Below are 14,508 nucleotides of genomic sequence, written 5' to 3'. Positions count from 1 at the left end.
GTTACCTATTGCCGAGTATTTACTGCAAGAATAATGCGTTGTTAGAGGACGATAAGACCAAAAAACGTCGCTTACCAGCCAAGCGCCGTCTGCTGCATGGTAATCAGCTCCGCAATGCCTTTTTCGGCCAGCGCTAGCATATCGTCTGCTTGGGCGCGAGTAAATGGCTTTTCTTCGGCAGTGCCTTGTAGCTCAATGAACTCGCCTTTTTGGGTCATGACGACGTTTAAATCGGTATCACAGCTGGCGTCTTCTTCGTAATTGAGGTCCAAGTACGCTTTGCCATCTTTCATACCTACAGAGACCGCCGCCACCAGGCCAATCAATGGATCGGCTTTGAGCTTTTTGGTTTTTTGTAGGCTCTCTAACGCATCGATAAGCGCGATGGCCGCTCCTGTGATACTGGCGGTGCGCGTACCACCATCAGCTTGTAGTACATCACAATCAAGGTAAATGGTGTTTTCACCAAGCTTGCTAAGATCAATCATAGCACGCAGGCTACGACCGATGAGGCGCTGAATCTCTTGCGTACGACCTGACTGCTTACCGCGCGCCGCTTCGCGTTGGTTACGGGTATTGGTCGCACGTGGCAACATACCGTATTCGGCCGTGATCCACCCTTTACCCTTACCCTTTAGCCAGCGCGGTACGCCAGACTCAACACTAGCGGTACACAGGACTTTGGTATCGCCAAAGCTGACTAACACTGAGCCTTCAGCATGCTTGGTATAATGGCGCTCAAAGCTGATCGAGCGAAGTTGGTCAAGCTCACGATTGTCAATACGCATAAAAATTCCTAGTACTTGTTTTAAAGCAGTGTTGTAAAATAAGTGTTGTCAATAAAAGGTAGCACGCGCAAAGCGGCATGAACCACAAACTCTCAGCCAGCCAATGTCTAAGCCGATGCCCGTATGACGATATCCTAACGTGGCAGCGGCGCAATAGCAAGATTCACTCCAGCCATTACGCCGCTGCAAAAAAGACGCTGGTGTTATTCTAGACCTTCCATCTTACGCAATTCTTTACGCAAAATCTTACCGACGTTTGACTTTGGTAATTCATCGACAAACTGTATATGACGCGGACGCTTATAGCCTGTCAGTTGCTTTTTACCAAAATCAAGCAGCTCTTGCTCGGTGACCTCGCCTTTTTTGACCACAAACAGCTTAGGCTCTTCGCCGCGCTGCTCATTTGGTATACCAATAGCGCCGCACTCCACCACGGCTGGATGCTCGCTCATGGCTTCTTCGATTTCATTTGGATAGACATTAAACCCTGACACCAAAATCATGTCTTTTTTGCGATCAACGATTTTGATAAAGCCTTTTTCGTCCATGATACCGATGTCGCCTGTCTTTAGGTATCCATTGCTGGTAAAGGTCTCGGCGGTTTCTTTTGGACGGTTTTGATAGCCGATCATCACCTGTGGACCTTTGACACAAATCTCGCCGCGATCGCCTAATGCCACTTCGCTTTCGTCCTCATCGATGAGTATCACATCGGTGCTCGAGGCTGGAATACCAATCTTGCCAGTAAACTCAGAGATGGTCATTGGATTAAAGGCCACCACAGGCGAGGTCTCAGACAGACCATAGCCTTCAACGATAGGCAGTCCTGTGATTTTATGCCACTCTTTTGCCACGCTTGGCAACACCGACATCCCGCCGCCGATAGAGGCTTTTAGGTTAGAAAAGTCCAAATCGGCAAAGCTTTCTTTGTGTACCAAACCATTAAATAAGGTATTGACCGCTGGGATAAACGAGGGCTTGTATTTGCCCATCTCTTTAATCAAACCATCCAAATCGCGTGGGTTTGGAATCAGCAGCCCTGCATAGCCTTGATACATGCCGTACATACCGCAGACCATAAAGGAGAAGACATGATACAGCGGTAGTGCTGTCAAGATGACATCATTGGCATCGACATCATCGTCAAAGGCACTATTCATCAAGGCGCTGATCTGTAGCATATTGGCGACTAGGTTGCCGTGAGAGAGCATGGCACCCTTGGCCACGCCTGTGGTGCCGCCGGTATACTGGAGCAGCGCCACATCGCTGAGGTTGATATCTGGACGCTGGTACTTGCTGGCTGATACAGCGTTTAGCGCTTGTTTAAAGCTCACACTGTCTGGCAAGCTATAGGCTGGAATCATTTTTTTGACATGGCGAGCCACAAGATTGACCACCGCGCCTTTGAGCGTGCCCAGCATATCGCCGATTTTGCACAAGATCACATGCTCGACCTGACCTTTGTCTTCGGCATCTTGATAAGTCTTAGCAAAGTTTTCGACGATAAACAGCGCTTTGGCACCGCTATCATGCAGCTGATGCGACAGCTCGCGGCTGGTATAGAGGGGATTGACATTGACCAGCACCATCCCTGCGCGAATGATACCCAAGGCCACGACAGGATACTGCAAGATATTGGGCATCATCACCCCAACTTTATCACCCTTGACCAGTCCTAGTGACTGCAAGTAGCTGGCGATTTGGCGACTGTACAAATCCAATTGCTTAAAGCTAACAGAAGCACCCATGCAGATATAGGCAGGCTTTTGCCCATAACGACTAAAATTACGCTCAAACACATCAAGTAAAGAGGTATTGTCCTCTGGCATATCGATAGTTGCTGCGATGCCGTAACGCTCATAAGCACTCAACCATGGACTGTCGCTGTCTATCGTCGGCATATCGGGAAAGGCGTTGTCTTGATATGCCTGCCTAGCGGTATGGCCCGTGGCAGCTTGATCCTCTATCGTCTCTTTATTGATACTGTCGGTCATAATTTTCCCTAAATGTTGCCGTTAAAAACATAAAATAATCAAAAGCGCGTCATCATTTCTCGCCCTTTAGCCATGCATCGATTAAAAGCAATACATCGATTAAAAGCAGTGCATCGATTCAATGAAAGACATGCCCCAATAAAGCACCCTTATCTATCGCAGCAAATCTGTGGCTACAAAAGCTTATGAATAAAAAAACAAGGCAACACCATTGGGTTTATCATTCATAAGCTTTGCAAGTCACAAAGCCATACCACGTCATCGATAAGTGGCACCATGCCTTAGCCACACGCTAAGGTATACCTTACTGTCATTATGATGGTTTTGCCAAACCGCTCAAGCCAAACCAACAGATATATACAAAAATAGGTCGGTGGGCACTATAGCAGTTTTATGCAAAATTCTCTATCTGTGGCGATGATGTTGTACAGACAAAAATAGCAGAAAAGACAAAAAATGATAAAGCAGCAGTCAGCGGCCTTATCATTTTTGTGTACGATGACATCTCGAGCAAAACCCACTCAGACTATAGAGTCCTAGCCCTAGTGAGTCATGAATAGCTGATCAGCTCGGCTTAAGCAAGAGCCTAACCGTGGTTTTTCTCTTCAAGCTCTCGCAAGTCTTTGCGTAAGATTTTACCCACGTTTGACTTTGGTAGCTCGTCGATAAACTCTACGTAACGCGGACGCTTATAACCCGTTAGATTCTCTTTGCCATACGCGATGACTTCTTCTTCTGTCAAGCTGTCATCACTACGTACCACATAAATCTTTGGCACCTCACCGCTTTTTTCATCATCGATACCGATGACACCGCACTCTAAGATTTTTGGATGGCCTGACATGGCGTCTTCTACTTCGTTTGGATAAACGTTGAAACCTGACACCAAGATCATGTCTTTTTTGCGATCGACAATCTTAAAGTAGCCTTCTTCATCCATCACACCGATATCACCGGTGCGGAAATAACCATCCGCCGTCATCACCTCGCTCGTGGCATCATCGCGTTTCCAGTACCCTTTCATCACCTGCGGCCCGCGCACACTAATCTCGCCGCGCTCACCGATCTCAACCTCATTACCCGCCTCATCCAAGATGGCCATATCCGTGGCTGGCATCGGCAGACCGATGTTGCCTGAGAACTCGCCTGTCCCTTGTGGGTTTGCTGAGGCAACAGGCGAGGTCTCTGATAGACCATAGCCCTGTACAATGATATTGCCCGTGATTTGCTGCCATTTTGCCGCTGTATCCTTTAGCACAGCCATACCGCCGCCCATCGACATCTCAAGCTTGCTATGATCGAGCGCTTTGAATACCTCACTATTGGCAAGCGCATTAAACAAGGTATTTACCGCTGGGAAAAACGCAGGTGGATAATCTTTGTAGGCTTTGATTAAGCTTGCGCCATCGCGTGGGTTAGGTACCAAGAGCCCAATACAGCCACGATAGAGGCCGTACATGCCACAAACGGTAAATGAGAAAATATGATACAGCGGTAGTGCCGTCATAATCACTGGCTGCTCATTCATTTTTTCAAACTTATCAAAAGCATCGCCTAAGTACGTGTCACACTGAATCAAGTTGGCAACCAAATTGCCGTGCGTGAGCATCGCGCCTTTGGCCACGCCTGTGGTGCCACCGGTATACTGTAGTACCGCGACATCATCCAAACCGATGTCATTGGGGCGCTGATAGCTGGCAGCTGAAAAGCGATTAAGCGCTTTTTTGAATTTGACGCTACCATTGATATGATAGGCTGGCACCATTTTTTTGACATGACGCACCACCGTATTGACGATGAACCCTTTCAGCGGGCTCATCAAGTCGCCCATCGATGTCACCACCACATGATCGACCATCTCCTTGCCGATATCCTCATAGGTTTTGGCAAAGTTTTCTAATAAAATCAATGCCTTGGCATCAGAATCTTCTAATTGATGGGCAAGCTCTTTGGTGGTATAAAGTGGGTTGACGTTGACCAGCGTCAGACCTGCCCGCAGCACGCCCAAGACAGCAACGGGCAACTGTAGGATGTTTGGCATCATTACCGCGACTTTATCGCCTTTTTTTAGGCCGAGGGACTGTAGGTAGGCGGCGACCTGCTTACTATAACGGTCTAATTCTTCGTACGAGAGTTTGACATCCATACAGACAAACGCGGTTTTGCCAGCGTGTTTGATGAAGTTTTGCTCAAGTATCTCAAGCAACGAGGTATCGGCGGGCGGCATATCGATATCGTACTGCATGCCAAGTTTTTCGTAAGTTTTGACCCATACTTTGTCGTTACGACGAATCAAGTTACCGTGATTTTCCATAATCTTTTCTCTCCTAGTAATAGTACGCTACCGTCCACTCATACAAATCACAGCGTGACAAACACACAAAGTCTCAAAGCGCTGGCAAACCATGATGATGGCCGTCAGGCACCGACCTTGCTGTATGGTGACAAGCAAACCCTATAGCGGTAAATAGCCCTTTGTTCATTAACATACACACTTTATAAAGACTACTCAATATAAAAGATTGCTACTTGCGTTCGCAAAGCCACTTGACGCTCATTAATATTATTATTATCAAACAGTTAAGTAATAAATGACTCGCCATTTCATAGATTTTCATTTTCTTATTTATTACTGGACAATATTTTATTTTTATACCAAACCATCCTCACTGACACGGTTATCGCTAGAGCGTGACGAAAACGCTGGCTTTTATGGCATGTGAAGCGAGTTGTGTTATTTTACCTTGCTTGCTTGCCTGAACAGGCACGTCACACCTTGTCGTCTATTCTGAGTTATCTCTTTTTAATTTTGCCGATATCCTTTACGATAGCACTATCTTATTTTGGCGCTGATGCGCATTATTTATACCTATTACCTATACCTATTAAAACTGATAAGTGAACCTTACTTTATGTCCGATGTTATTGACCATACCGTCCCTGCCGCCCCTTCTAATGAGCCGATGGACACCCGCTCGGTAGCGGAATTCACCGAGCAGGCTTATCTCAACTACGCCATGTACGTCATCATGGATCGGGCGCTGCCAAATATCGCCGATGGCCTAAAGCCCGTCCAGCGTCGTATCGTCTATGCCATGAGTGAGCTTGGCCTAAAATCCTCTGCTAAAGCCAAAAAGTCTGCTCGTACCGTCGGTGATGTACTCGGTAAATACCACCCGCATGGCGACAGTGCTTGTTATGAGGCCATGGTATTGATGGCGCAGCCGTTTAGCTATCGCTATCCGCTGATCACCGGTCAAGGCAACTGGGGCAGCCCTGATGACCCCAAATCCTTTGCCGCCATGCGCTATACCGAGGCCAAAATGTCTGCCTATGCCAACACCTTGCTGGCCGAGCTCGGCCAAGGCACGGTCGATTGGCAAGATAACTTTGATGGTACCTTACAAGAGCCTATCACCCTGCCTGCGCGCCTGCCCAATATCTTGTTAAACGGCACGACAGGGATCGCCGTCGGTATGGCCACCGACATCCCGCCGCACAACCTAAATGAAGTGGTACGCGCCGCCATTCGCTTACTAAAAAATCCTGAGCTATCGGTAAAGCAGCTCACCCAATCGATACCTGCGCCTGACTTGCCCACGCCAGCTGAGATCATCACCAGCAAAAAAGACTTGCAGGCGATGTACGAAAGCGGCCGCGGCAGCTATAAAATGCGCGCGACCTACCATATCGACCCCAAAGAAAAAAACCTCGTCATCATCGATGCGCTGCCCTATCAAGTCTCAGGCAACAAAGTGCAAGAGCAAATTGCCAAACTCATGCTGGACAAAAAACTGCCATGGGTGACCGACATCCATGACGAGTCTGACCACGAAAACGCCTGCCGTATCGTGCTTGAGCTACGCTCTACCCGCGTCGATGTCGAGCGCGTGATGAGTCACCTGTTTGCCAGTACTGACCTTGAGAGTAATTATCGCGTCAATATGAATATGATTGGCCTAAACGGTAAACCGCAGGTCAAAAACCTCAAAGAAATCCTTGAAGAGTGGCTTATCTGTCGCCGCTCGGTGGTCACGCGGCGCTTGCAGTATCGCCTCGATAAAATCGATAAACGCCTACATATCTTGGCAGGGTTGCTGATCGCTTATCTACATATCGATGAGGTCATTCGTATCATCCGCGAGGAAGACGAGCCAAAGTCAGCATTGATGGAGGGTTATGATCTGACCGACATCCAAGCCAATGCCATCTTGGACATACGTTTGCGTCAGCTGGCAAGGCTCGAAGAGATTGAGCTGCGCCGCGAGCAAAATGCACTAGACGCTGAGCGCGCCACCATTCAAGAGCACTTGGACAACCCAGACAGCCTGACCAATCTGATGATTGAAGAGCTGAACGCCGATATGAAAGAACACGGCAACGAGCGCATGTCACCACTAGCAGAGCGCGAAGAAGCGCAGGCGCTAAAAGAGTCGGATCTGGTACCAAGCGAGCCTATCACCGCGATACTCTCAAAAGCAGGCTGGATTCGCGCTGCGAAAGGTCATGACGTCGATGCCGCTGGCATGAGCTATCGCTCAGGAGACAGCTATCAAGCGCACGCACGCGGTAAGTCCAACGAGAGAATCTACGTACTCGATAGTACAGGGCGTAGCTATAGTGTCGACGCGCATAGCCTAGCCTCAGCGCGTGGTCAAGGCGATCCGCTGACCAGCGTACTCAAGCCGCCAGCAGGTGCCAGCTTTGAGCAGCTAATAACTGGTCGCGACGATCAGCGTATCATCCTCGCCAGCTCTAATGGCTACGGCTTTATCAATACCCTTGGCAACCTCGATAGCAATCAAAAAGCCGGTAAAAAAATCATCAATCTAGCGGCCGATAGTCGTCTGCTCCCTGTCGTGCGTATCGATGCGCCAGCGGAAGTGGCGGCCCATGCTGACGGTGAAAACAGCAACGAAAATGTGGCACCTGACCATGTCGCTGTGGTGACCAATGCAGGGTATTTATTGGTATTTGCCCTTGATGACTTGCCCGAGCAAGCACGTGGTAAAGGTAATAAGCTGATTAAACTAAAAGACGGTGAAGAAGTGCTTGCTATCACGCCGCTAAGCTTGCGAGACAGCCTAGTCATTACTGCGGGCAAACGTCATGTGACACTAAAACCCAATGATTTGGCCAACTATACAGGCACTCGTGGTAATCGCGGCGGTCAGTTGCCAAGGGGCTTTCAGAATGTGACGAGTATTGAGGTTGGTTAGTTTGGGTTTTAAATACTTTCTTATCAAGAATATTCGGCAAGTTTTAGCTTACGCTTGTTAAATATTCAAAACTTCCCAATTTTTGTTTCTAAAATATTGACTATTGATATTGTGTTGTTTAGTCTACAATTTAAAATAAGTTCAGACTTTAGATTAACAAAACGAGATTTACTAAAGGAGTTGTTTTGAAAAAAATAATACTATTTTCAAGTGTATTACTATGTAACCTAGCTTTCGCAGATAATGAGAGCACAGAATATAAAGTAAGTCAGTATGAGTTAGACGAAGCCAAACATGAAGTTTTGGAAAAAGCCAAACAATATGCCCAGTCAGTAGCTTGTATGACAACATTCGATGATGACTCAGAAGAAAAACTTACATCAGTAAATAATGTCTATCCTCTCGAATACAGTAAAATGTTCGATGACGGTAAAGTGAGTGGTAGTTTTTTAGTTTTATGGGGCGGTGACGTAGGCTGTATGGGCGGCAGCGGTACTTATGGCTACTCATTAACCGAGTTTCAAAGATTTTCTGACAGTAGACCCTTTACTATGTCTAATTCAGATTTATTAATGGAGTTATATGAAGTCAGTGAGATAAACACAAGGTTTATTCAAGACGTCAGCTATAATAACAGAACAAAAGCATTAGAAATAATATCTTATGCCTTTGCACCTAACGATAGCAATCACTCCCCTAGTTTAAAATATAGATATAACTTCAAAAACTCTGATTATGGTAATTGGAAGCTTTCAGAAAAAGTTAGATTGAACTAATATTAACCGCTTTGAGATTTCCTAAGTTTGAGTAGGTTGCGTTCCACGCAATGATAATATTGTTAACTTAGAAATGGTGCGCTAGGCGCACCCTATCTTTAAAGGCAAAAAACCTACCCCTAACCCTGCCTCAAACCCAAAATCGGAATGACCAAGTCTTCCTCATCGGTCAAATGTTGCGAAAGTAAATCGGTTGCATCCACCAAGGTTTGATGCAATTGCGCTGCCAGCTCTTTATCTTCAACCTCACTTCTCGTCAGCGTATCGTTTTGCAGCTGCAGCTTATCGAGTAGCGCATCCAAGCGCACATGGTCGCGCCCCAATATCTCAAACCCTGCCTGTAGCTGCGGGTACATCCGAATAAATTCAGGGAAAAACCCCTCGTCCTCCACGCCATGATGCTGATGCAGCTTGAGGATATGCATATTGATACGTTTGAGTAGCTGCGAGCGATATTTTGCCCAGTCGTACTCACCAGATTGATAACCCTCACTTATCTGTGTCAAGATACGCTGGCGTTTGCGTATGTTAGTATGTACCTTTAGCCAGCCCGATGTCTTATAGGCATAATCTGCGCCAAACCATTGATCAGGCGGTAACTTATTGAATAAAAATAACCACTCCGCCTCTAGCCGACTCTCAGGATGACGCGGTGATGGAGCAAACAAATCATCGTCTAATGCTTGTGGACTAGCCTTATTATCGCTTGTGGTAGAGAAGGTCATGCAGGTGTCCTTAGGTCGTGGCTTTGGCTGATGACTGGCGCTGATAACGCTCACTCAAACGTATCACCAAGCACTTATATATTTGCTATTTTATTAAAAATAACTGCAATTACAATAGATAATATTTAGATTTTATATAGCCCGTGCCCCACTCTGACCCATTAACTCAAAAGACTTACACGGTTGTTTTTTAAACATAAAGGATGCTCATGTTTATTGTAGATAAGGCTGCGACAGCCAGTATGAACCATACATTGCCTGTGCCAAAAGTGATATTTTTTGATATCGACGATACGCTAAGCCGCAACGGTATTATTGCAGCGCACAACAAGGCTACCCTTGAGGCGCTTGCCCAAACCGGCATTAAGCTGGTGATCTCTACAGGGCGCTCTAAAGCGATATTGCCGGCTGATATTTTGGCCTTGCTCGAGGCAGAGGTTTTAGACGCCATTATCTGTATGAACGGACAGTACAGCTTTGATAATCAGGGCTTAATCAGTCACTATCCGTTGTCTGCTGAGCAGGCGGACAAAATCGTGCAGTTATGCCAAACCAGTCAGCTGATTCATAAGTTTGACTCAGCGACTCATATCGCTTGGTCGGGGGAAAATGAGCGTCTGCGTGAATTCAATGCCAAAACCCCCAACTCCATCGTCGATCCCCTCTACTATCTATCAAACCCTGTTTATCAGTGCTCGGTGTTTTTTAATAATCAATTCGATAAAATGCAGGATATCGACTTTGCGCGGGACGATTTAAAGCTGGTGCATTGGCATCAAATCGGCGCGGACATTTTGCCTGCCAACGCCTCAAAAGCTCGCGGCATCCTAGACGTTTGTGACTATTATGGCGTAAATGCCAGTGAATGTATGGCGTTCGGCGATGGTATGAATGATTTGGAGATGTTTGATTTGGTCGGCTATGCAGTCGCAATGGGCGATGCCCAGCCTGCGCTAATCGAGCGCGCAGATTTTGTCACAGGTACCATTGAAGAACATGGGATTCAAAAGGTGCTTGAGCAATTTAAGGTGGCGTCATAAATAGAATATAGTGAGTTCAGTATAAAAACGATACAGTGGGACTGGGATAAATTTTACGCAGCCTCTGTCGGCGCAGGCACAGCACGCAAGGAAAATTTATACCAGTTCCACGTTGACATATAATGTATCTGTTTTATTTAGAATTGACTATAGTCTTAAGCAAAACCCTTGCCAATCGCTGACAAGGGTTTTTATTTTTTATATCAGCTAAATAGTATTAGCGATTATTCAAATAACAACTACTGAGCAGGATAATAGGTCTCTGCGCCAGGGCCGACTGGCAGACCCAGCACAAACACCCAGACAGAAAATAATATTGTCCAACCGATCAGAAAAGCCATGGAGTACGGCAACATCATCGCCATCAAGGTTCCCACCCCAGTGTCTTTTTTGTAGCGCATTGCCACTGCCAAGATAAGACCAAAATAGCTCATCATCGGCGTGATGATATTGGTGGTCGAGTCGCCAATACGGTAAGCCGCCTGAATCATCTCTGGCGCATAACCTGTGAGCATGAGCATCGGCACAAAGATCGGCGCAGTCACCGCCCACTGAGCAGACGCCGAACCGAGCATCAGGTTGACCAGACCACAAATGATAATAAAGCCTACCAGCAGTAAAGGACCTGTCATACCAACATCACTTAAGAAGGTCGCGCCAGACACCGCCATCACCGAACCAAGGTTTGACCACTTAAAAAACGCGGTAAACTGCGCGGCAAAAAACACCAACACAATATAAATACTCAAGGAGCTCATAGCGTTACTCATGGCATCGACCACGTCTTGATTGCTCTTGATGCTGCCGGTAATCTTACCGTAGATATAGCCTGGTAGGGCAAAGAACACAAAGATAAAGACCACGATGCCTTTTAAGAATGGTGAGCCTGACACCAGACCGGTTTCTGCATTACGCAAGATGCCATCGGCAGGCACCACGGTCCACGCCAGCAATAAGCAAAATATGAGCATACTTAACCCTGCCCACAGCAGGCCCTTTTTCTCAACTGACGATACTTTTTCGATTTGCGTGTCTAGTACAGAGGCATCATCAGCATCGTTCGGATTGTATTTGCCCAAGCTTGGCTCAACGATTTTTTCGGTGACAAAATAACCCAGACCACTGATCAAAAAGGTACTGGCGATCATAAAGTACCAGTTGGCCTCTGCGCCGACGGTGTAGGTAGGGTCAATGATACGCGCCGCTTCTTGGGTAATCCCCGAAAGCAGTGGATCTACGGTTCCTAATAATAAATTGGCACTATAGCCGCCTGACACCCCAGCAAACGCTGCAGCCAGACCGGCTAGCGGATGCCTACCAAGTGAGTGAAAGATAACTGCCGCCAGTGGTATCAATACCACATAACCAAGCTCGGCGGCGGTGTTTGACATGATGCCAGCGAACACAATGGTAAAGGTCACCATTTTTTTGGGTGCATTCATGACCAGACCACGCAGGGCAGCTGATATCATGCCAGAGTGCTCAGCAATACCGACACCGAGCAAGGCCACCAGCACCGTACCAAGCGGCACAAAGCCGGTAAAGTTGGTGACTAAATTTTCAACAATGCGTGCTAAACCCTCGCCGTTCAATAGGTTAACGACTTCGATCATGCCATCGGCACTACGCCCGCTGGTGCCCTCAGGGCGCGGATCTATCACCGACACCCCAAAATAAGACATCACAGCTGAGAGTACCAACAGCAGCACAGACATCCAAACAAACAAAATGACCGGATGCGGCAGTAGATTACCGAGCCACTCAACCCCCTGTAAAAACCGCTGCATACGAGAGCTTTTCGCTGCGGTATCAAAGTTATTGTTTGGTGGACTGCCATTTGGCGAATTACTTCCTTGCATAGCCACTGCTCCATTTAGGACTTAAATAAATTGATAGGTTTCAAACATATGAAAACATTGATAAAAGATAGCGATTGAAACATAGTTGGGAAACAGAAACAAATACTTTTGGCTTATAAAACCAAATGTTTGCAATTTTGGACAATCTATAAATGACAAGGAGCCTATATATAGTTAGTTGAAAACAAAACTGTCATAAGCTCCACAGCGCTACTGGGATGAATTTTGCGCAGCCTCTGTGTATACAGCACGCAAGGAAAACTTATAACAGCAGCGCTATAACATTCTTAAATTGAATCTACTATATTCACCAGTACAATCATCAATACAAGTAAACCAAAAACAAAAAAGCGAGAAATTAGAATATCTCTAATCTCTCGCTTTTGTAGCAGTACAGCGGTACTGTCATTAACGCGTGCGCGCTAGCAGACCATAAATCCAGCCGCCTATTTTATAAAGCCCAATCACCAGTAAGATCAACACCAGCGCCGCCAGCACATAGGCCAGCCAATTCGGCACGCTGCTCAGCCAGCCAATGGTAAAGGCCATCCCCATGTAGGTTTCTACCGGCCAATTGACGATAGGCGTCGGTGAGCCTGAGTTAAACATCGCCATAAAAACGATGATACCAATGATGGCAGCAATCACGCCGGCACGGTTACGATTATTCATGTTTTCTCCTAATCTTACACATATATTTAGTTTTTTATAGTGACTTGCTCAGTAACATACCCTGAAACGACAGCATCATCTTAGTTATTTTGTTGTACTTTTTATGGCGACGGTAGGCGCGGTCAAAATCTCTTTGCGCCGACCCTTTAAATCAGTAACACTAATAGTCATAATAGTATCGATCACCGTATGCAGCGTTTAGCACTTTGTATGCGCCCGTTTTATGCCGTTTTATCGATTTGCCTTTATTATTTAGGAGAGATATTTTGACACACGCATCATCATCCCAAGCGCCAGCCCGCTCTGTGGCCGGCATCGGCCGCCTATTGCCTACGGCCGTGACAAAGACTGCACCAAAAGCCTTGCTTGCCATGGCAGTCGGCTTGGTACTTGCCAGCTGTAGTAACTCTGACAATGCAGCAGCGGATGGCAGTGCTGGCGCAAGCAATGAGACGCTAAACCTATATAACTGGTCAGAGTATATGCCTCAAGAGATTCTTGATGGTTTTGAAGAAGAGACCGGTATCGCCGTCAATTACACCACTTTTGACTCCAACGAAGCGATGTATGCCAAGCTCAAGCTACTTGATGACTCTAGCCAATACGATTTGGCGATTCCATCGACGTACTATGTCGAAAAAATGGCCAAAGAAGGGTTGTTACAAGAGCTCGATAAATCAAAATTAAGCAACTTTAACAACCTTGATACGTCATTTACCAATACCAAGGTCGATCCAGACAATAAGTACTCAATTCCTTATATGTGGGGCAGTACAGGTCTTGCCATCAATGGTGACAGCGTCGACCCTGCGACCGTCAATAGTTGGAATGACCTGTGGGACCCGAAATACAAAGGTCAAGTGATGCTGACCAATGACGTGCGCGAAGTCTTTGGTATGGCACTACTAACCCTCGGCTACTCAGGTAACAGCAGCAACCCTGAGGAAATAAAAGCCGCTTATGACAAGCTCACCACGTTGATGCCAAATGTCAAAACCTTTAACTCAGATGCCACGCGTATGCCCTATATCGAAGGGGAGACGGCGCTTGGTATGACGTGGAATGGCGAAGCGGTCATGGCCAATGATGAAGGCTTGACCAGCTTGGTTTATAAATACCCATCTGAGGGCGCGATATTGTGGATGGACAACTTTGTCATTCCAAAAAATGCCAAGCAAGTGGATGCCGCGCATAAGTTTATCGACTACCTGCTTCGCCCCGAAAACGCCAAAATCGTCAGTGAAGAGATTGGCTATGCGTCGCCAAACTTAGCCGCACGCGAGATGATGGACGAATCAGTGCGCAACAATCCGGCGATTTATCCTTCTAAAGAAGTACTGGCAAAAGCAGAGTTCCAAGAAGATGTGGGTGACGAAGCGTTGCAAATGTATCAGCAGTATTGGGATAAGCTAAAAACAGGTCGTTAATCTTTGGT

Annotated in this window: 10 protein-coding genes; 4 read left to right on the top strand and 6 right to left on the bottom strand. The window is 46.7% G+C overall.

The genetic code is table 11. From position 1 onward, the window contains the following. Window positions 1-71 precede the first annotated feature (71 nt). The 3 genes from rph to AADH33_RS01750 all read right to left on the bottom strand — a co-directional run bounded on the left by rph (window position 72) and on the right by AADH33_RS01750 (window position 5,096). Window positions 72-788 carry a ribonuclease PH gene (rph, locus tag AADH33_RS01760; RefSeq protein ID WP_100750069.1) on the bottom strand — a complete coding sequence of 239 codons (717 nt, stop codon included), beginning with the start codon at window positions 786-788 and terminating at the stop codon, window positions 72-74. Between the two features lie 203 nt (window positions 789-991). Next, a complete protein-coding gene (locus AADH33_RS01755; protein ID WP_348549364.1) occupies window positions 992-2,782 on the bottom strand; it encodes an AMP-binding protein in 1,791 nt (596 codons plus the stop codon). 586 nt (window positions 2,783-3,368) lie between these two features. Beyond that, window positions 3,369-5,096, bottom strand: a complete 1,728-nt coding sequence (locus AADH33_RS01750) for an AMP-binding protein (RefSeq protein WP_100750071.1) — start codon at window positions 5,094-5,096, stop codon at window positions 3,369-3,371. Between the two features lie 598 nt (window positions 5,097-5,694). Between AADH33_RS01750 and parC the strand changes: the two genes are divergently transcribed. Beyond that, window positions 5,695-8,001 carry a DNA topoisomerase IV subunit A gene (gene parC / locus AADH33_RS01745; RefSeq protein ID WP_348549363.1) on the top strand — a complete coding sequence of 769 codons (2,307 nt, stop codon included), beginning with the start codon at window positions 5,695-5,697 and terminating at the stop codon, window positions 7,999-8,001. Between the two features lie 185 nt (window positions 8,002-8,186). Continuing rightward, window positions 8,187-8,777: a hypothetical protein gene (locus tag AADH33_RS01740; protein WP_348549362.1), complete on the top strand. Its 591-nt coding sequence runs from the start codon at window positions 8,187-8,189 to the stop codon at window positions 8,775-8,777. Window positions 8,778-8,896: 119 nt separating this feature from the next. Here the strand turns inward: AADH33_RS01740 and AADH33_RS01735 are convergent, their stop codons facing one another. Next, complete coding sequence (locus AADH33_RS01735; protein ID WP_348549361.1) at window positions 8,897-9,502, bottom strand: hemerythrin domain-containing protein; 606 nt, start codon at window positions 9,500-9,502, stop codon at window positions 8,897-8,899. A 209-nt stretch (window positions 9,503-9,711) separates the two neighbouring features. Here AADH33_RS01735 and AADH33_RS01730 point away from each other — a divergent pair, with 209 nt between their 5' ends. After that, window positions 9,712-10,542, top strand: coding sequence for a Cof-type HAD-IIB family hydrolase (locus tag AADH33_RS01730; RefSeq protein ID WP_348549360.1), 831 nt, complete (start codon window positions 9,712-9,714; stop codon window positions 10,540-10,542). A gap of 239 nt (window positions 10,543-10,781) precedes the next feature. Here the strand turns inward: AADH33_RS01730 and AADH33_RS01725 are convergent, their stop codons facing one another. Both AADH33_RS01725 and AADH33_RS01720 read right to left on the bottom strand, forming a co-directional pair. Beyond that, window positions 10,782-12,401 carry an AbgT family transporter gene (locus tag AADH33_RS01725; protein WP_348549359.1) on the bottom strand — a complete coding sequence of 540 codons (1,620 nt, stop codon included), beginning with the start codon at window positions 12,399-12,401 and terminating at the stop codon, window positions 10,782-10,784. A 408-nt stretch (window positions 12,402-12,809) separates the two neighbouring features. Next, window positions 12,810-13,073, bottom strand: a complete 264-nt coding sequence (locus tag AADH33_RS01720) for a hypothetical protein (protein WP_075100341.1) — start codon at window positions 13,071-13,073, stop codon at window positions 12,810-12,812. 266 nt (window positions 13,074-13,339) lie between these two features. Here AADH33_RS01720 and AADH33_RS01715 point away from each other — a divergent pair, with 266 nt between their 5' ends. Beyond that, complete coding sequence (locus tag AADH33_RS01715) at window positions 13,340-14,500, top strand: ABC transporter substrate-binding protein (protein WP_348549358.1); 1,161 nt, start codon at window positions 13,340-13,342, stop codon at window positions 14,498-14,500. The last annotated feature ends 8 nt before the right edge of the window (window positions 14,501-14,508 follow it).

It is taken from the genome of Psychrobacter sp. KFRI-CH2-11 (assembly GCF_038239325.1).
Classification (GTDB): Bacteria; Pseudomonadota; Gammaproteobacteria; order Pseudomonadales; family Moraxellaceae; genus Psychrobacter; species Psychrobacter celer.
Note: the sequence above shows the minus strand (reverse complement) of the source record. Positions and strands in the feature narration are given on the sequence as shown.